The sequence below is a fragment of the Corynebacterium sp. HMSC066C02 genome (assembly GCF_001814945.1).
GTDB classification, from domain to species: domain Bacteria; phylum Actinomycetota; class Actinomycetes; order Mycobacteriales; family Mycobacteriaceae; genus Corynebacterium; species Corynebacterium aurimucosum.
This window is the reverse complement of sequence record NZ_KV818446.1, coordinates 47,472-65,556: the sequence shown is the minus strand read 5'-3', so window position 1 is coordinate 65,556 and position 18,085 is coordinate 47,472. Positions and strand designations below refer to the sequence as shown.

At 59.1% G+C, this 18,085-nt stretch carries 19 protein-coding genes and 1 tRNA gene; 13 read left to right on the top strand and 7 right to left on the bottom strand.

Going from position 1 to position 18,085, the window contains the following annotated elements; all coding sequences use genetic code 11:
* Nucleotides 1-303 precede the first annotated feature (303 nt).
* The 3 genes from HMPREF2996_RS04195 to HMPREF2996_RS04185 all read left to right on the top strand — a co-directional run bounded on the left by HMPREF2996_RS04195 (nt 304) and on the right by HMPREF2996_RS04185 (nt 5,223).
* Nucleotides 304-780: an Rv1476 family membrane protein gene (locus tag HMPREF2996_RS04195; protein WP_070730263.1), complete on the top strand. Its 477-nt coding sequence runs from the start codon at nt 304-306 to the stop codon at nt 778-780.
* A gap of 1,462 nt (nt 781-2,242) precedes the next feature.
* Nucleotides 2,243-4,078: a DIP1281 family NlpC/P60 protein gene (locus HMPREF2996_RS04190; RefSeq protein WP_070730261.1), complete on the top strand. Its 1,836-nt coding sequence runs from the start codon at nt 2,243-2,245 to the stop codon at nt 4,076-4,078.
* A gap of 26 nt (nt 4,079-4,104) precedes the next feature.
* Nucleotides 4,105-5,223, top strand: a complete 1,119-nt coding sequence (locus HMPREF2996_RS04185) for a ferrochelatase (RefSeq protein ID WP_070730260.1) — start codon at nt 4,105-4,107, stop codon at nt 5,221-5,223.
* Here the strand turns inward: HMPREF2996_RS04185 and HMPREF2996_RS04180 are convergent.
* The gene (locus tag HMPREF2996_RS04180; protein ID WP_070730259.1) at nt 5,220-5,987 is read right to left on the bottom strand and encodes a hypothetical protein; all 768 of its coding nucleotides are present in this window, start codon (nt 5,985-5,987) and stop codon (nt 5,220-5,222) included. The two genes, HMPREF2996_RS04185 and HMPREF2996_RS04180, sit on opposite strands and share 4 nt — an antisense overlap.
* A gap of 33 nt (nt 5,988-6,020) precedes the next feature.
* On the opposite strand from HMPREF2996_RS04180, the gene HMPREF2996_RS04175 reads away from it, so the two are divergent.
* On the top strand, nt 6,021-6,869 hold the full coding sequence (locus HMPREF2996_RS04175) for a DUF3097 domain-containing protein (protein WP_070730257.1): 849 nt from the start codon (nt 6,021-6,023) through the stop codon (nt 6,867-6,869).
* On the opposite strand, the gene HMPREF2996_RS04170 is transcribed toward HMPREF2996_RS04175, so the two are convergent.
* From HMPREF2996_RS04170 to HMPREF2996_RS04155, 4 genes are all read right to left on the bottom strand, one after another.
* Entirely contained in the window at nt 6,866-7,438 is a 573-nt protein-coding gene (locus HMPREF2996_RS04170) for a MarR family transcriptional regulator (protein ID WP_070444784.1), read from the bottom strand. The genes HMPREF2996_RS04175 and HMPREF2996_RS04170 overlap by 4 nt on opposite strands.
* Before the next feature lie 37 nt (nt 7,439-7,475).
* The gene (locus HMPREF2996_RS04165) at nt 7,476-8,216 is read right to left on the bottom strand and encodes a TVP38/TMEM64 family protein (protein WP_070730256.1); all 741 of its coding nucleotides are present in this window, start codon (nt 8,214-8,216) and stop codon (nt 7,476-7,478) included.
* Nucleotides 8,217-8,380: 164 nt separating this feature from the next.
* On the bottom strand, nt 8,381-8,650 hold the full coding sequence (locus HMPREF2996_RS04160; RefSeq protein WP_070445031.1) for a hypothetical protein: 270 nt from the start codon (nt 8,648-8,650) through the stop codon (nt 8,381-8,383).
* Nucleotides 8,651-8,729: 79 nt separating this feature from the next.
* Nucleotides 8,730-8,815, bottom strand: a tRNA-Leu gene (locus HMPREF2996_RS04155).
* Between the two features lie 233 nt (nt 8,816-9,048).
* Between HMPREF2996_RS04155 and HMPREF2996_RS04150 the strand changes: the two genes are divergently transcribed.
* The gene (locus HMPREF2996_RS04150; protein ID WP_070730254.1) at nt 9,049-9,612 is read left to right on the top strand and encodes a YbhB/YbcL family Raf kinase inhibitor-like protein; all 564 of its coding nucleotides are present in this window, start codon (nt 9,049-9,051) and stop codon (nt 9,610-9,612) included.
* Nucleotides 9,613-9,635: 23 nt separating this feature from the next.
* Nucleotides 9,636-10,031, top strand: coding sequence for a hypothetical protein (locus tag HMPREF2996_RS04145; protein ID WP_070446604.1), 396 nt, complete (start codon nt 9,636-9,638; stop codon nt 10,029-10,031).
* A gap of 85 nt (nt 10,032-10,116) precedes the next feature.
* Here the strand turns inward: HMPREF2996_RS04145 and HMPREF2996_RS04140 are convergent, their stop codons facing one another.
* Nucleotides 10,117-11,229, bottom strand: coding sequence for a quinone-dependent dihydroorotate dehydrogenase (locus HMPREF2996_RS04140; protein WP_070730251.1), 1,113 nt, complete (start codon nt 11,227-11,229; stop codon nt 10,117-10,119).
* Nucleotides 11,230-11,276: 47 nt separating this feature from the next.
* On the bottom strand, nt 11,277-12,308 hold the full coding sequence (locus HMPREF2996_RS04135) for an NHL repeat-containing protein (protein ID WP_070730249.1): 1,032 nt from the start codon (nt 12,306-12,308) through the stop codon (nt 11,277-11,279).
* A gap of 75 nt (nt 12,309-12,383) precedes the next feature.
* Between HMPREF2996_RS04135 and HMPREF2996_RS04130 the strand changes: the two genes are divergently transcribed.
* The 7 genes from HMPREF2996_RS04130 to HMPREF2996_RS04100 form a co-directional block, all read left to right on the top strand.
* The gene (locus tag HMPREF2996_RS04130) at nt 12,384-13,235 is read left to right on the top strand and encodes an undecaprenyl-diphosphate phosphatase (RefSeq protein WP_201828226.1); all 852 of its coding nucleotides are present in this window, start codon (nt 12,384-12,386) and stop codon (nt 13,233-13,235) included.
* Nucleotides 13,236-13,285: 50 nt separating this feature from the next.
* The gene (mshC, locus tag HMPREF2996_RS04125; protein ID WP_070730247.1) at nt 13,286-14,530 is read left to right on the top strand and encodes a cysteine--1-D-myo-inosityl 2-amino-2-deoxy-alpha-D-glucopyranoside ligase; all 1,245 of its coding nucleotides are present in this window, start codon (nt 13,286-13,288) and stop codon (nt 14,528-14,530) included.
* A gap of 24 nt (nt 14,531-14,554) precedes the next feature.
* Nucleotides 14,555-14,938 (top strand): hypothetical protein, encoded by a 384-nt coding sequence (locus HMPREF2996_RS04120; protein WP_070446609.1) that lies wholly within the window; start codon nt 14,555-14,557, stop codon nt 14,936-14,938.
* A complete protein-coding gene (locus HMPREF2996_RS04115; RefSeq protein ID WP_070730245.1) occupies nt 14,939-15,664 on the top strand; it encodes an HAD family hydrolase in 726 nt (241 codons plus the stop codon). It abuts the gene before it with no gap.
* 59 nt (nt 15,665-15,723) lie between these two features.
* Complete coding sequence (locus HMPREF2996_RS04110; protein ID WP_010186658.1) at nt 15,724-15,987, top strand: phosphoribosyl-ATP diphosphatase; 264 nt, start codon at nt 15,724-15,726, stop codon at nt 15,985-15,987.
* Between the two features lie 64 nt (nt 15,988-16,051).
* Entirely contained in the window at nt 16,052-16,897 is an 846-nt protein-coding gene (hisG, locus tag HMPREF2996_RS04105; RefSeq protein WP_070446611.1) for an ATP phosphoribosyltransferase, read from the top strand.
* A gap of 91 nt (nt 16,898-16,988) precedes the next feature.
* A partial coding sequence (locus tag HMPREF2996_RS04100; protein ID WP_070730351.1) for an aspartate ammonia-lyase occupies nt 16,989-18,085 on the top strand: 1,097 nt, incomplete at its 3' end.

Here is an 18,085-nt window from a genome sequence, read left to right as displayed (position 1 = left end):
CGTCATGCCCTAGCAGCCAACTGGAGCCAGGAATTTCGACAGTCTCAGAACGCTAATGTTCCGTATCTATTGTAGATGTAAGAACCCTCGGTTGACACCAGCATAACAGTACGAGCGTTCTGTTTCCTACATTTCGGGGGTAGCGGCGAGTCGCCCACGTCAACCGCACTGCACGGTTTAGGCTCAGTCGGGAGCAGCAGGGGGGGCACGCCCCGCCAAAGAAATGAGCTTGACGAGCCGTGACGCCAAGCACAGCGATCAAGGTCCCAATGATCATTGAGGCTAGAGATTAAGGAGAGGCGAATGATTCCTGCGGGAGTAGACATAGATGACATCGCCGATCAGCTCTCGGCCGATGGCGTGGCATTCTCCAATCCAGAACTAGCGCTTGACGACGACCTCCAGACCCACATCGCAGAATCCCTCCAACCCAACCACGGCATTGCTGTCGTTGATGTTTTTCCGGAGAAAATTCCAGATCTCCGCGATCTGGCCACAACCCTTCAAGAGCAAACGGGCCTTGACACAGTAATTCTCCAGGCGCCCATGCGGGTGTCCGCGGTCAGTAATTCTTATGACCGGGCAGCCCTAGAGGCGGCCGAAGATTCGCTTCCCACCGGACTCGATCAGGTAACCCTGCTTAATGATTTTTATGCCGTTGCAGATCAGTTCTCCGTGCCGTGGTTGTTGATTTTTGCGGTCGCGTTCACCGTTGCGGCGGTCGCTGGATGGGCTAGTTTCCGGGCAGCCGCCACGGAGGTTGAACCAGCCAATCACTAGGCGAGAAGACGCCGACCAACACGCGCCGGCCTTCAGTGCGGGGGAGTAGGGAAGTGGCGAAAATCAACCACTAAGACTTGATTTTTCGCCGGGGGAGTGGTTGCCGCTAGGCTTTCGAGCCTTCCAAAGCTAGGTGTGCCACGAGACTTGAGACAGGCGCAGGGCGGGCAATTTCTCGTCCCGCTGGAGGGTGAAATCTCCGGCCGGCGGGCGGGCGATCCCGAGGTCGAAGCTGACGCCGCGAGGCAGAGTTCGAAGGGCGAAAGGCTAATGGGGTCTCGCACGCAAGTGCCGCCTCCTCAAGCACCCTCCGAATGGTGCGCCGCTAGGAACTCGCCCCCGAAGAGAGAAAGGCGCAAGGCAAGGCTTGGGACGCGACAAAGGGGCGGTGCCCGATGGGCAGGACAGGTGAGGGCCGAGAGTAGAGTGAGAAACATCACAGTCACACCTTGGTAACAATGTCATTGCAGGTTAGGTGCGCCTGTAACGCCGTGTGGTCATGCGTGGCTTATGTGAAAGATGGGGAAAGTGTGCGAGAAGGCGTGTCGGTGACGTATGGTTCACGTATCGACTCACGGGTTGACTATTGCTCCATACGTTCATGGACCAAGCCTTGACTCTCAACTGATTTGTCGCACGGGTATGTGGGGAAGCACGCCACGAGCGAAGGGAACTGTTGAGGTTCACCGCCTGGTGGATGACCGTCGCACCACTATGTTGATGCGCATAGCAGTACAGTTTGCTCGGCGCAGTCGGTACCAGTGTTCAAATTTTTTTACATATCGAAACACCTACCTCCCGAGTGGAAGAGGCTTCATACACTTCATGCGCATGCCTTTTTGAGGGCTGCGTCGGCCTGGGTTCCATCGGTTTCCGGTTGGGTGCCAGCCACGAGGGCTTGCGCGTGCGCCACTATTGGTGCGAGACGCGACCCTTCCATGAGCGCGGCGCCGAGCGAGGAGGAACCGACATAGGACTTATCGCCAGATTAGGGTGTGTGCCCCCTCATCGCCGGATCGCGCAGTCATATTTAAGCGCGCTCTATGCGGAGCAAACGAGCCCGCGAGTGCGCAGTCTGATTTGCTTTTATAAAGCGGTCCGGCTTGATGTTGGTGCACACACGAGACGCCGCGCAGTATCGTGTTGCCCCGTGTCAGTGATGGTGCAGCCCAACTTATTCGACCTATATTGTCGTGAAGTTGCTCGTAATCATCTAGGGCAACCCGCGTGGGCATACCCCGGCCAGCACCGGGTGCCAGCCTTTTCGGTTCCACTTATTCCTTTGGACGTAGCCGTCGTCGTAACATCCTGCGGGAAGACCGAGCTAGCTATGCGCACTTTGCGTGCCTTAACTACCGTTTGCCTGGCTGACTCGTTGCCTGTACCGCTCGATGTCCGGCACGCATGTCTGCACGACACGCATGACAGTTCCAATGAGGTAGGTGCCTAGGAGATAACTCTCGTGGCCACCACATCGTCATTTGGCTTCCGGCGTTTCAAGGCAGCTTTCGCTGCCATTGCGACCACCGCAGCCTTGTCTACCGCTTCTTCGCTCGCTCCTGCAGTGGCGGAGGAGCCTGAGCGGCTCAATATTGAGTCACTGCTGTCCTCTGATAGTCCTTCCATCGCTGACCTCGCCGGCGCCATCGCTCAGATTGAGGAACGCATCGCGCAAGCGGAGGCCGAAATCGGCATCCAACGTGAAACCGTCAACCGGGCGCTCGTTGATCTCAATGACGCTCGCACTAAGGCAGCCCAGGCTCGCCAGGGAACCACGACGGCTCGCCAGGAGCTTGATGATGCCCAGGCAGACGTCGCCGATGCTCAAGCCAAGCTGGACGAGGTCTCACGCTCTGCCTACCGCCGAGCAAATACCTCTGACGCCGTTTCCCACGCGGCCGGCAAGGATGCCCGATCGGATATGTTGGAGCGCCAGTCCTACCTCCGCTCGCAATCAGAAAAGCAACAGGCCATTGTGAGCGATCTGGAAAAGGAGCGCACGGAGAAGGCCAACAAGGAGTCGCAGCTACGCAAGACCCAGCAGTTGGCTGAGGAGCGCGCAGAGAAGGCGGCCGATGCTGAGTCCGCTGCACGCGAACAGCTCTCCGCTTCCGAAGCTTCAATTGAAGAATCTGCGGCCGAGCGCGAGGACCTTCTCTCTCAACTCTCATCTCTCCACAAGGCCCTTAATCAAGCTAAGGGTGTTGACGTGGTCGATTCGTCAAGTCCAGAGACCGGAAAGAACGTCAACGATGAGGCCTTGTCGCCAGCGGGGGAGGCCGGTACTCAGGACACAACTACGGCCCCAGCCGATGACTCCACAGAGTCGACCCCAGAGACCGATTCCGTCGCGGCCGCCGGCCCTTCAGCCTCCGAGGCGAAGAACCCTACTTTGCAATCACAACGCTCTGCGCCCTCCGTTTCTGCTGAAGACATGGATGCGCTCTCGAGTGCCGCAAGCACTGTGGCCAACGATCCGAACGTGCAGGAATTGTCGTCGACAAGCACTGCAAGCTCCGCTAAAGAGGAGGCGACTTCAGGCGGCAGCGGCAGCTCCTTCGACCCGAGCGGGATCGATGCTGAGACTGTTGCATTGGGTATTGGCGCGGTAGGAACCGTAGCTTCCTTGGTCGCCGCTTCTCAGCCAGGCCACAGCAATAGCTTGAGCCAGGACGAGATCGACGCTTTGGTTGAAGGCTCCTCAAAGCTTTTCGCCCTGCAGGGCGAAGGCGCGAGGACCGCGGAGGCTAACGATTCTGCTTCCGCGACTTCGGATGAAGACACTGTGGAGTCCGAGGTTTCCGGTGTGCTGGATCCACTTGACACGACCGATAGCGTCACGGATAAGGCTTCCGAATCTCTGGGTGATGCCTCCCGTGAGGCAAAGATCGAGACTGTCATTTCGCGCGCGACGTCCCAGGTAGGTGTTCCGTATGCGTGGGGCGGTGGCGATGCAAACGGTCCCACCCAAGGCATTCGTGACGGCGGCGTGGCGGATTCCCACGGTGACTACAACAAGGTCGGCTTCGACTGCTCGGGCCTGGTTCTCTATGCCTTTGCAGGAGTAGGCATTTCCCTGCCGCACTACACCGGCTACCAGTACCAGAAGGGGACCAAGATCGCACCGAGTGAGATGGAGCGTGGTGACCTAATCTTCTACGGCCCAAGCGGCAACCAACACGTGGCGATCTACCTCGGCGATGGCACGATGGTTGAAGCCCCGCAGTCTGGTCAAAACGTCAGCATTACCCCTGTGCGTCAAGGCGGCATGGCACCCTATGCCGTGCGCCTGATCTAGAACAGCCCGTTGCTAGACTGGGCTGCATGACTGACACACTGCGTACTGCCCAGGGCAACGCCCACAGCACCGATTCGGTGCCCTCTTCATTCGACGCCCTCCTCGTTCTTTCTTTCGGTGGCCCGGAAGCAAACGAGGAGGTTGTCCCGTTTTTGGAGAACGTTACCCGTGGCCGCGGCATTCCCCGCGAGCGCCTCATCGAAGTTGGGGAACACTACTTTCACTTCGGTGGTAAAAGCCCCTTGAACGAATTGAACCGAGAGATTATTGACAACGTGGCCGCGGAGCTCAAGGCTCGCGGACATAATCTACCGCTTTACTTTGGTAACCGTAACTGGCATCCCTTCGGAACAGAAGCTGTCGAGAAAATGGCTGCCGACGGAGTGCGCAACGTGGCTGTCTTTGCTACCTCGGCGTGGGGTGGCTACAGTGCTTGCCGACAATACAACGAAGACATCGTCGCTTTGCGCAAGTACGTCGAAGACAAGAACTTGCCCGCCATGACCTTCACCAAGCTTCGTCAGTTCTTCGATCACCCGAAGTTCATCGAAGAGATGGCTGCCGCGGTCCGAGATGCCTACGCACAGGTCCCGGAAGACAAGCTGGCTAGCACCCGCATGCTGTTTACTGCCCACTCAGTTCCAACGGCGCACGATGCAGTGGGGGGTGCTGAAGGAGATAAGCACATTTACTCCCGCCAGGTGGCGGAAGCTTCCCGTCTCGTCGCCGAGGCAGCAGGGGTGGAGGACTATGACCTTGTATGGCAGTCGCGGTCAGGCAACCCGGCTACTCCATGGCTAGAGCCGGACATCGTCGATCACACGTCGCTCATCCACCAGGAGGACGGTGTCGATGGCGTCGTCGTGTGTCCCATCGGATTCATCTCCGATCATATGGAGGTCATCTGGGACCTCGATTCAGAACTGAAGCAAGCCGCCGAGGAGATGGGGGTTAGCGTCTATCGCACCCACACCGCCGGTCCAACCACTCGTTTCGCCTCGCTCATCGTGGACCTCATCGATGAGCTGGAGCAGGGAACCGAGCCCGTTTCTCTCGGAGACGTCGCTGTCCAAGGTTGCACCGTCGATGGTGCCCCCTGCGCTGAAGGGTGCTGCGATATCTGGTCGCTGCACAAGCCGCATTAACGCGCGAAATCCGTGAGCGCGTAGGCCACGCCAGCCATTCGTGCTTGACGGATGTGGCGCCATAGGCGCAGCAGCTGTGGATCGAGGCTGTGGTCCTGGATGCGGTCGGTCACTGTCTCGATGATGGCCGCGACGCGATCAGCGCGCGCAAAAAGTTTTGCTGCGCGCCCCGGTACCGCAGCGGGTAAACCCGGAGTGTCATAGAAGTCACTAAGAGTTCCCACCGTCAGCCGCGGATTGGGGAGAGCATCGCTGCGGTAGCCCAGAGCTTCGATGAGTGCTGCGGATTCATTCGTTGCGGCGCTCAATAGCGCATCAGCCTCGCCCGGGCTTAGCCACGCAGGCGAGGGGAGCGCAGCAGTTTCCTCAATTACCATCCACTGGGTGGCGCCGTCGGCATAAGAGGGCACCAATACTAAATGACGGTCTCTATCGTTGGTCCGCACCACGATAGCGCCGGCCGGATTATTAGCCGCTGCACGCGCCGAATCCGAACCCGCCGGTAGTGCTGGCGCCTCACCCGGGCTAGAAAGGATGAGTCGCAGGAGGGGCTCGCGTTCATCGCGCTCGATAATGGAGATGGTTTCGCGTCGGAGACGTGACATAACATCAAGGAAGGGTTCTCCGTTCGCTCCCTGCTGTTCCCCGCCTAGCTCGCGGAGGGCATCAAGGAAATCATCGGCGGATTCGTGTCCCCACAGCCACGCGCCAAGCCAGACTGCGACGTTTTGTACGGGGGACCAGACTTCGGCGCGCATATCCATGGCTGGACAGTGTAGACGATAGGGTAGACCGCTATGAACTTGAATTCCCGGGATCCTTACGGCGGCGACATTTTCGCCGGACATACACGCAACAAGAAAACCGAATACCCCGAGGTGCCCGCAGAACCGGGGCTGGTCGTCGAGGTTCGGGGAGACGATTTCGTGGGGGCGGTGATGGGCGTGGACAAGACCGCGTGGGGGCCAGTCGTGCGCCTCGAAGATCGTCACGGTACCGAGCGAGTATTCAAACTTGTCAAGGGCGGCTTCCTTGTAGTGGGGCAGCCGGTGACGCTGACGAGATACGTCGAGAAGCAAGCGCCCAGAAAGTCGAACTCTGGATCGCGCCGCGTTGAGAACGTTGAGGCGAAAGTAGCCGCGCCATCGCGCATTTGGGTCGAAGGTATCCATGATGCGGCGATCGTGGAGAAGGTCTGGGGGCACGACCTGCGAGTAGAGGGCGTGGTAGTCGAATACCTCGAGGGTCTAGACAACCTCGAGGAACGCCTCGCTGAATTCCAGCCAGGACCTGGGCGCCGCGTGGGAGTTCTCGCGGATCACCTCGTAGAAGGCTCAAAGGAAACGCGGTTGACGCAAACAGTGGGCGAGCATGTGCTCGTGACCGGACATCCCTTCATTGATATCTGGGCAGCCGTTAAACCCGAGCGCCTAGGGCTGCGCGCCTGGCCCGAAGTTCCCTATGGGGAGGACTGGAAGACTGGTATCTGCCGGCGAACGGGCTGGTCCGATCCCAAGGAAGGCTGGAGCCGTGTTTATAATGCCGTCAATTCCTTCCGGGATCTCGATTCCACGCTCATCGGCGCTGTAGAACGTCTCGTAGACTTCGTCACGACGCCCGAGCTGCGCAAAGAAGATCTTCTTTAGTTCGAGTTCGCTCGGTCGATGAGATTCACCGCGAGCTGGCATCCGGCGGTTTCCGCTGCCCAGCCTGCCGCCTGGAGGCGCTGGGACATAGCCTGTTTGGAGATACCCAATTCCTCGGCGGCCTCATTCTGGTTTAGTCCTCCGCGCACCAAGGATGTAGCCTCGCGGCCCTCCATCGTGCGCTTAGTGAGTACGAAGCCGAGGAGAGCGAAGGCCGCTGCAATATCCTGCGCTTCCTGCGCCCGCCCGCGCCGATCAACCTTGGCGTAGACATGCCCCGCGCGTGCTGATCCCTTCACAGCAGCGGTAGCGACGGCGCGCGTCTCGGCATCTCCCGCGCCCTCGCCCGGGACAACACCGATACCGATGGCCCAGTCACCGTCCGCAAGAAGTGCCATGACGACATCGCACACCGCGGAAGAGGAGTAGGCAACGGCGCAAATATCCTCGACGCCAAGGACCTCGAATTCACCGACGCCCTCCAGCGTGGAAAGCGCAGCTGCGGAGCGTTGGACCAAATCGGCGCGGCGCACCGAGCGACCGCGGTAGCGGGCATGGACTGCTAGCACGGTGAGAGACTCCTTCCAGTGAGAAACAACGTTTAGTCTACCCCTTGCGCTTGACCGGTCGTTGCATACCGGGCTCGAGCGGCAAGCGCGTGTCTAAAATGAGTCCGGCGATACCGAGTGCAGCGGCGAGGACAAAGCCAACGATGGTGTAGGGGCTTGTCTTACCGGTAAGCGCGTCCCCGAAAAAGACACCGATAGCGGTCGTGGGAATCGAACCGATGAGAGTGGCGATGGAAAACTGCAGGACCGAAATTGGGGTGAGGGCCGCGACATAGTTTAATAAGGAAAACGGAACTCCCGCGACCATCCGCAATGAGGCCACGGCGAGCCAACCGCGGCGGTCCAGGCGCGCATTGATGGCATAGACCGCCGGGTGCGTGAGGTGCGGGCGAATCCATTCACCAAGCAACCTGCGGATTATCAGCAGGGAAACAGTGGCGGAGATGGTCAGTGCGACGAGGGAGATGACCAGCCCGAGCCACGGGCCGAAGAGGAGCCCCGCGGCTAAAGTCCATACTGTTCGGGGGATGGGGAACTGCGTGAAGAAGATATAGGCGCCGGCAAAGGCGATGAGGAACCATGGTCCGAGGTGCTGCGACCAAGAACGGAGCGCGGCGAGAGAGGGGACGTCGACAAACACGGCAAGTATCACCAGCGCCGTGCCGGTGAGGATTACCGCCGCCCAACGCTTCCACGTCCAGCGGCTGCAGCTCCGCCAAGCCGAGCGCGCCAAAGACGTAAAAAAGTCACCGACGCTGTGCACCCAACCAGTTTTCATAGGGCTACAAGCTTAATCTGAGTGAGGCCAAAATCCTCATTGAACACCAACGTACCCGCGAGTCGCGGTGTCTGCGGGCCCATAGAGGCTGTTTACAGTTATGGCACGTCGAAGAAGAAGGCGACCGTAGCGGAAGAATCGGAACCTTCTAGCAGCCCGGCAGCTTAGCAGTCTGCGTAACGAGCGTACTCACCCCGCAAGCGAGCATGGGTGACATAAACGGGTTCGTTGTCCGCAGCGTGCCGCAATTCCTCTGTGAGGCCGCTCATGACCGCATCGCGGGCTTGCGCATGGGTGGCGTGGAAGCTCATCACTGTGCCATTAACGACGGCGTCACCGCGCCGTTTAACCACAACATACTGAGAGCCCTCGGGGGCTTCGACTACATGGCGCTGGGCGGTGAAAGGATCGAGATAGGTAAAAGTAGCGTTCATACGCACCCACTGTACCGAGGCGAAAACCCCGTGACTCACCGGTCATTTCTGACAATGTGAAACACGGGGTTTCTATTTGTGCCCGAGGGGGGACTTGAACCCCCACGTCCGTTAATAGGACACTAGCACCTCAAGCTAGCGCGTCTGCCATTCCGCCACCCGGGCTAGGGTGTTTGTTCAGCCTCTCGGCTGGGCACTCGCATACTGTATCCCGAATTGGCATAACTTCACAAATCAGCACTTCAAACAGTGTTTTAAAGCTTATTCTGAGTGTTGAAAACACACTGATGAAACTTGCTAGGCCCTCGAACAGACCCTCAAGGTTGAGGTTGAGTTTATGTCGATAACCCAAGGCCGAACGCCGGCGCGGGTTTTAGCTTTCCGGTACAAATGGATCTATGACTAAGAACACTTCTGATTCCATTGCGAGCTACGCCACCGATTCCCGTTTCCCGGGCCCAGACCCTTATGCGCCACTGGGTAATGTCCCAGCATTCACCGTCACGTCCTCCGACATCGAGGAGGGGGCGGAAATTGCAGAGCGCTTCCGCGCTCCTGAGAACATCTCACCGCAACTCTCGTGGTCGGACGTACCCGAGGGAACCAAGTCCTTCGCTGTCACCTGCTTTGACCCGGACGCTCCGACGGGTTCCGGTTTCTGGCACTGGGCTGCGTTCAATATTCCGGCTAACGTACGTGAGCTTCCTACGGGAGCAGGCTCCGCGGAAGACCTTGGGCATGAAGGTGTCATCAGCTTGCGCGGAGACTCCGGCCAGCGCGTTTATTACGGGCCCCAGCCGCCAGCTGGTCATGCCCCGCACCGCTACCTCTTTGCGGTCCACGCCGTCGACGTTGAGCGCCTCGACATCGACCCGGAGGCAACGCCGACGGTCCTTGGGTTTAACCTTTTCTTCCACACCCTCGGCCGTGCGATTACGTGGGGCTGGTACGAGGCCCACTAATACGGCCCATTAGACTCGGCACAATGACTAGGAATTCGGATACTAACCCCACGACTGACGGAGTAGATATCCCCGCCGCCCTGCGCGTGGGCGGCGCTTTCATGTTGCTGGCCGCCGTGTTAGCACTATTTGGGCTCGTATCGATTTTCACCGACGGCTGGGGCGCCACCTTTGAATGGACATGGCGCCACCTCGCCATCGTTGGTGCCGCACTGCTCGTCGGTGCATTCAGCACCCAACGCCGCGATCAGCGCGGCAGCCGCGAGCAAATCATTGCGCTAGTCCTAGCGCTGGTGCTCATCATCGCTAGCCGCGCACTGCCCAGTACGGTCCTCACCACGATGGGGCAGTACGTGGTTTTCCTCTACGCCGTGGCTGCAGGCCTGTGCGCGGTCATTATCCGCCGCACACTGCGTTAAGCGAAACGCTTAAAGCGCGGAAGCCCCCCCATCCGTGCTTCTCTTCATCGACAGGGCTGAGCCCCCTCGAAGACTCTTTGGGGGCTTAGTCGATCCATCCCAGACCGGAGCCAACTGCCTCCGAGATGTTACTGAGGCCGTGCGCGTGAATCTGCTGGGCAATGCCGCGGTGAATGTCGCGAATCCAATCCGGTCCACCATAAATCAGTCCGGTGTAGCCCTGCAGCAGCGAGGCACCGGCAGTGATACGCTCCCATGCCTGCTCCGGCGTGGAGATTCCTCCTGCAGAAACCAGCACCAGTTCATCGCCCACGCGGGTGTGAAGGCGCTTGAGCACTTCCAGCGAACGCTCAGCCACCGGGGGACCCGACACGCCACCCGCGCCCATGGCAGCAACCTCGTCGGCCGGGGTATTCAACCCCTCACGGGAAATAGTGGTGTTGGTAGCCACGATCCCAGCCAAGCCAACTTCCACGGCCATATCCGCCACGGCATCAATATCTTCATCGCTGAGATCGGGAGCAATCTTGACCAAGACCGGCGAGGAAGTCGATTCCACCACGGCTTCCATGATGGGGCGGAGGGACTCCACTGCCTGCAGGTCACGCAATCCTGGGGTATTAGGGGAGGACACATTAACCACGACATAATCGGCCAGATCTCCCAGCACAGATGCGCACTGACGGTAATCATCCACAGCATGCTCGGCGTCGGTGACCTTGTTCTTGCCAATGTTGATGCCCACGACATCGTTGTAGCGGCGCTTGCGTAGATTGCGCGCGGCGGCCAGAGCACCCTCATTGTTAAAGCCCATGCGGTTTAGGATTGCCTTGTCCGCCTTGAGTCGGAACAGGCGGGGAGCAGGGTTTCCGGGCTGCGCCTTCGGGGTGATGGTGCCCAGCTCGGCATAGCCGAAGCCAACGGGGGTCCAGACATCAGCAGCCGCCGCGTTTTTGTCGAAGCCGGCCGCCAACCCTAGCGGACGTGGGAAGCGCACCCCAAAGACTTCCTGTTCCAATACCGGATCATTAACCGGTACCACCTTTCCCAGCGCGCGATTGAGCGGGCCACCGGCTTGGAAGATAGCGAGCCCGCCGTTGATGATTCCGTGGATTCGCTCTGGGTCGAGTTTAAACATTCCCTTCAATGCTGCCTGGTAGGCAGCATGGCGGGCGCGGTCAAGAGAGGAGTACTGCATGAAGTGTCCTTAGCTGAGGTTGCGAATGAGGTCTTTGAGACCGGATGCTAGCGCGGTGATATGTCGAGTTGCGGATCGGTGATGAACTGGAGGCCTTCACCGGATGCGGAGGCGGTGACGAGGGTGCCGTCGCCCAGCACAGCAATAGTGCGTGCATCAGCCACAGTGTCCATGGTGCCAACGTTTTCTGGGACGCCCGCGGAAACGGTATAGGCGTGGAGATGGTTGTTATCGGTGGTGGTTACCCACGCCAGTGTGCGGCCGGCATCCCAAGCCACGCCCCACGGTGTGCCGTCGGTGTTGCCGTATTGGTGCAGGCGAATAACGTCGCTGGCAGTGTAGATAGCCACGCGTTTGCCTACGGTGTCCGATGCTACGACCACGGCTCCTTCGCCGCCGGCGATCTGGCCGACGCCCTGGCCTACGCGCAGACGCCCGCCCGCACGGTCCTTTTCCCAATCGAGAGATTGAATCGTCGAGTCTTCCCTTAAGACTCGGACGATGCCGTCCGCACCATCAGAAACGGGAACGGAAATGAGCTGATCCGAACCGGCCTCCACCGTGATGCCGGTGCTGCGTTCCCCGTCGCGGTACACGCCGACGGTGGTCGAGTCCTTTGAACCAACGAATACTTCACCGCTGGAAGCCTCCGCGGCTACCGTTACTGGCTGCTCCTCATCCACTGCCAATTCCTGGGGGGAATCCGGCTGGGATGGATCAACAAGCAAGACTTTTTCCCCACACGCGAGGAGGAAATGCTTGTCGGAAGCGGTCAGGTCGCCGCACTTCTGATCGACGGAAATCTGCGTGGCCTTTTCTTCCTCAAAGTCTGCAGCCGAACCTACAGCGAGGGAGTCCTCGGTGCGCACGGCGAGGGTATCACCCACCGCCTCGAGGTCAGTCACGGCAGTGTAGGGCACGACGGTGCCCACTGGCTCCGATAACTCTGGGGAAGAAGCGGGTTCGGCCTTGCCATAGACCGCCGAGTTGGGGTCCCCGCCAACCCCTTCCGTGGGATTGCAGGCGGCAAGGGCGCATGTGCTGGCAAGAAGGGCAGAAGAAAGCAGGACTCGACGCATTTTCACGATCCCTCATCCTAGCAGTCAGCGTGGTGGAAACCGGAAGCCATGGAGCGCGCTAGTAGGCTGTCGCGGGTGACTACAACAGCTACAACTGACGCCATGACATGGGTACAGGTCATCGTCTTGTCTCTTGTCCAAGGCCTCACCGAATTCCTGCCCGTGAGCTCTTCGGGGCACCTACGCATCGTCTCCACGCTCTTTTGGGGGCAGGACGCCGGCGCCTCCTTTACTGCCGTTATCCAGCTCGGCACTGAGTTAGCAGTGATTGTGTACTTCGCGGGAATGATCTGGCAGATCCTCAAAGGGTGGTTCATAGGTCTCGTGCACAAGGAGCAGCGTGGCCAGGACTACCGCATGGGGTGGATGGTCATCGTCGGCTCAATCCCGATTGGCATCCTAGGCGTCCTGGGCAAGGACCTGATCAGGGATAACTTGCGCAACCTGTGGATTACAGCGTCCATGCTCGTGCTTTTCTCCGTTGTCTTCATCATCGCTGAGAGGGTGGGCAAAAAGGAGCGCAGCTTCGAGGACTTGACGATGCGCGATGCCATCGTCATGGGCCTATGCCAGTGCTTAGCTCTCATCCCAGGTGTCTCGCGCTCGGGAGGCACGATTTCGGGCGGCCTCTTTTTGGGCTTGGATCGCGAGGTGGCGACGCGCTTTAGCTTCCTCCTCGCCATTCCTGCGGTTATGGCTTCGGGCCTGTTTTCGCTTGGCGACGCCTTCGGCCCCACCGTGGGGCAATCTGCCACCGGCGCCCAACTGCTCGTCGGCACGCTCATCGCGTTCGTCGTCGGTTATGCGTCTATTGCGTGGCTGCTGAAGTTCGTGGGTAACCACTCCTTCGAGTGGTTTGCGGCCTACCGCATCCCTGTCGGGCTCCTCGTCATGCTCTTGCTGGGCCTCGGGGTGCTCGCCCCTTAATAACCGGGCATGCGCCAGTTGCGGAGTCAGTACACGTTAGGATGGTGCCCATGCACTCTTGGCCTGTCCCGCACATCGATTCCGTACCTGGCGCCCCGTCGCCGCTTCACCTCTATGATTCCGCTGATGAAGAGGTAAAAAAGCTCAACATCGAGGGGGAGACCGCCACCATGTATGTCTGTGGCATTACCCCGTATGATTCCACCCACCTGGGCCATGCGGCGACCTATCTCACCTTTGATCTGATCTACCGCCAGCTGCTGGATAACGGCTACAAGGTGAATTACGCCCAGAACATCACCGACGTGGATGATCCGCTCTTCGAACGCGCCGAGCGCGATGGCGTGGATTGGCGCGAGTTGGGTACCTCGCAGATCAATCTTTTCCGCTCCGACATGGAACTGCTCTCTGTGTTTCCTCCGGAGCACTTCGTTGGGGCGATGGAAGCCATCGATGAGATCACGGAGATGGTGCAGGCGCTTCTCGACGCAGGTGCAGCCTACGTCGTCGATGACCCCGACTATCCGGACGTCTACGCATCCATCGAGGCCACGAAGAACTTCGGCTACGAATCGAATTATTCCCGGGAGCAGATGGAGACCTTCTTTGCCGAGCGCGGCGGTGACCCGGACCGCCCCGGTAAGCGTGATCCGCTAGATGCCTTGATTTGGCGTGCCCACCGCGAGGGCGAACCCGCCTGGGAATCTCCTTTTGGTCCGGGGCGTCCGGGCTGGCACATTGAGTGTTCTGCCATCGCGACCAACCGGCTCGGCTCCAGCTTCGATATTCAGGGTGGAGGTTCGGATCTCAAGTTTCCGCACCACGAGTTTTCTGCGGCGCATGCTGAGGCCGCCCGTGGTGTCAAACGCATGGCCCAGTCCTATGTGCACACCGGCATGATTGGCTTGGAGGGCACCAAGATGTCCAAGTCTTTGGGTAACCTGGTCTTCGTCCACAAGCTAGTGGAGGCAGGCGTTGATCCCTCTGCGATTCGCCTTGGAGTATTCTCCAGCCACTACCGTGAGGACCGGGACTGGTCCGACGAGGTCCTGCACACCGCGCAGGAGCGTTTGGAGCGCTGGCGCGCGGCCTCCCGAAACCCAGGAACCGTGGAAGAGATCAAGGACGTTGTCCACAACGTGCGCCAAGCGTTGGCGGATGATTTGGCTACCCCGCGCGCTATTGCGGTTCTGGATCAGTGGGCTGAGAAGGCCACAGGGGCAGTGGAAGCGTCCGAAGAAGCATCTAACGTTCTGCGCACTGCAGTTAATTCCTTGCTGGGCGTGCGCCTCTAGGAAACTTCAGGCATGATTTAGCTCATGACGATTCGTGCAGAATTCCAGCCCACCGTTGATGAGTTCATGTCCAACCTGCAGTCCTTCGCCACCGGGGATTACCTCAAGGAAGAGGAGAAGGAGTTCTGGGAGGCACCGTTTGATGCCTCGGTGCTCCCAGACCTCCGCTCTATCTTGGAGTCCTTCCTCGAGAACCTAGATAAACTTCCAGATGATCCAGATGGTGGTCTCCTGGGAGCCGCGGTACGTCCTTCCGTCGAGAAGCTCGCAGCTTTCAACCGCAAGAACGCCGACGCTGTACTTGAGCCAGAGGAGAAGGAGGAGCTCACCGAGCTTATTCACTCGGCCTCCGCAGCAACAGGTGCAGATGATGAAGCCCTCGCGCAGCTACCGGAGCTGGATTTCTAATTGACTGATACCGATCAGACCGCACATACCTGTCGTCCCGCCGCGATCTTCTGGGACATGGACGGCACACTCACTAACTCTGAACCTTTATGGGAAGAGGCCACCTTTTACCTCTCCGAAACGTTGGGGCGCCGGCTGACACCTACTGAGCGTTTGGCGACGGTCGGCGCGACCTTCGAGGACACGCTCGCGATCTGCGCTGACAAAGCCGGCGTCGAGCTCCAGTCTGGTGATAGCGAACGCTACCGCATGCTCATGTTCGACTACGTAAAGTCGCTATTTGCCGAGCATCTCGAGATATTCCCGGGAATTTCGGAGCTTCTTGGTGAGCTCAAGGATGCGGGAATGCCGATGATGGTGACCACGAACACTGAGCGCTACGTGGCGGATTCCGCAATCGCGGCGTTGGGCCGAGACTATTTCGTTGACACGATCTGCGGCGACGAGGTTCCCCACGGCAAACCAGCTCCTGATATGTATGCCGAGGCTGCCCGCCGGGTAGGTGCTCGACCCCAGGATTGCCTCGTATTCGAGGATTCGGCGGCAGGTATGCGCGCGGCGGTCGCCGCTGGCTGCTCCGTCATTGGCCTGCCGGAAGGGGAGCACGTTACAGTCCCAGACGAGGTCACTGTCATCGCCGAACTGCGAGGCAGCGGGCACCGCCACCTGGAAGGTGCGACGGCGCACGATATTTATGAGTGGTATCAGCGCTTGCGCTCACTGTAGCCGGCGAATTTCGGCCGGGGTGCAGAATTTTATGCAGCGGTGTGGAAGAATATCCCTTTGTGAAGAATTTTGAAAGCCTGTTTGAGGAACTGTCCCAGAAGATCGCCGAACGCCCCGAAGGCTCCGGCACCGTGGAAGCCTTCGATAAAGGAATCCACCACTTGGGCAAGAAAATCATCGAAGAGGCTGGCGAAGTGTGGATTGCGGCCGAGTACCAGTCCGATGAGGAACTCGCTGAGGAGATGTCGCAACTGCTGTACTGGCTCCAGGTTATGGCGCATAAGCGCGGCCTGAAGCTCGAGGATATTTACTCCTACCTTTAGTCGGCCCCTTGCCGTCCTAGTACACAGCCAACATCGCAGTCAGCGTAGAAAGTACCGCACACCAATGATCAAAATTGCCGTCCCCAACAAGGGGTCCCTGTCCGAGGCCGCCCTCGAAATCCTGAAGGAAGCTGGATACAAAGGCCGTGGACACAACAAGTCACTCAACGTCGTGGATGAGGAGAACGGAGTCGAGTTCTTCTTCCTGCGCCCAAAGGATATTGCCATCTACGTGGCGCAGGGCGTCCTGGATCTGGGCATCACCGGCCGTGATTTGGCACTGGATTCCCGCGCAAAGTTCAACGAAGTTCTAGCCCTGAATTTTGGCGGCTCCACCTTCCGCTATGCCGCACCGGCGGGGGAGGAGTGGGACGTCGCCAAGCTGCAGGGCAAGCGTATTGCCACGTCTTATCCCAACGTGGTTCGTGATAACCTCGCAGCCAATGGCATCGACGCGCAAGTCATCCGCCTTGACGGTGCGGTCGAGATTTCGATTCACCTTGGTGTCGCAGATGTCATTGCCGATGTGGTTTCCACAGGCACCACACTGCGCCAGCAGGGCCTTGAGCCCTTCGGTGAGCCCATCGTGACTTCGGAGGCTGTGGTGATTAAGCGCGAAGGCGAAGACGTCACTGCAGATGAGAACGTTGTGCTCAGCCGCATCCGCGGAATCCTCAATGCACGCCACTTCGTCATGCTCGACTACAACGTGGCAGAGGAAAAGCTGCCTGAGGTCGAAGCAGTGACTCCTGGTCTGACGGGACCGACCATCTCTCCTTTGGCCCGGGAAGGCTGGGTCGCTGTGCGCGTCATGGTTCCCCGCAAGTTGGCGAATCAAGTTATGGACAGCCTCGAAGGGCTCGGAGCAGAAGCGATTCTCGCTTCAGATCTGCGCATTGCCCGCTTTTAGGGGGATATTCCAAACATTTTATTCGCGCACCTAGCTACTATGGTGGCTGACCATCATCGTTCTTCGATTTTTATGCAAGGAGTCAGCCCCGATGGCAAAGACAACAAAGAAGGATGCTCAGCCAGAGGCCAAGGAGACCAAGGACGTGAAGTCTCAGGTCGAGGAAAAGGCCACTAACAAGTCTTCGAAGGCCCCGTCTAGCAAGAAGACGCGTACTGAGACTGATCTTCTCGGCTCCGTGGAGGTTCCGAGTGATGCGTACTACGGCGTTCACACGCTGCGCGCTATCGAGAACTTCCAGATTTCCTACGTGACCATCAACACCATCCCGGATTTCATCCGCGGTATGGTGCAGGTCAAGAAGGCCACCGCGATGGCTAACCGCCGTCTGCACGTCCTTCCTAAGAAGAAAGCAGAGGCAATCATCTGGGCTTGTGACCAGATCCTGGAAGAAGGCCGCTGCATGGACCAGTTCCCGCTGGATGTCTTCCAGGGCGGTGCTGGTACCTCCCTCAACATGAACACCAACGAGGTTGTAGCCAACCTGGCGCTCGAGTACCTCGGTGAGGAAAAGGGTTCCTACGACGTCATCAACCCAAACGATGATGTCAACATGTCCCAGTCCACCAATGACGCGTACCCAACCGGCTTCCGCTTGGGCATCTACTACGCCATGGAGGACCTCATCGAGCGCATCGATGCCCTGCAGGCAGCATTCCACGCCAAGGGCAATGAGTTCGTTGACATCCTGAAGATGGGCCGCACCCAGTTGCAGGATGCCGTTCCGATGACCCTTGGTGATGAATTCAAGGCCTTTGCGCACAACCTTGCGGAAGAGCAGGCCATCCTGCGCGACGCCCAGAAGCGTCTGCTGGAGATCAACCTCGGCGCAACCGCTATCGGCACTGGCGTGAACACCCCGGCCGGCTACCGCCACCAGGTCACCGCCGCACTGTCCGAGGTCACTGGTCTGGAGATTAAGACCGCCCGCGATCTCATTGAAGCAACCTCTGACTGTGGTGCTTATGTACTGCTGCACTCCACCATCAAGCGTGCGGCAATGAAGCTGGCCAAGATTTCTAACGACTTGCGCCTGCTGTCTTCTGGTCCGCGCGCGGGCCTGGCAGAGATCAACCTGCCGCCGCGTCAGGCTGGTTCCTCCATCATGCCGGGTAAGGTCAACCCGGT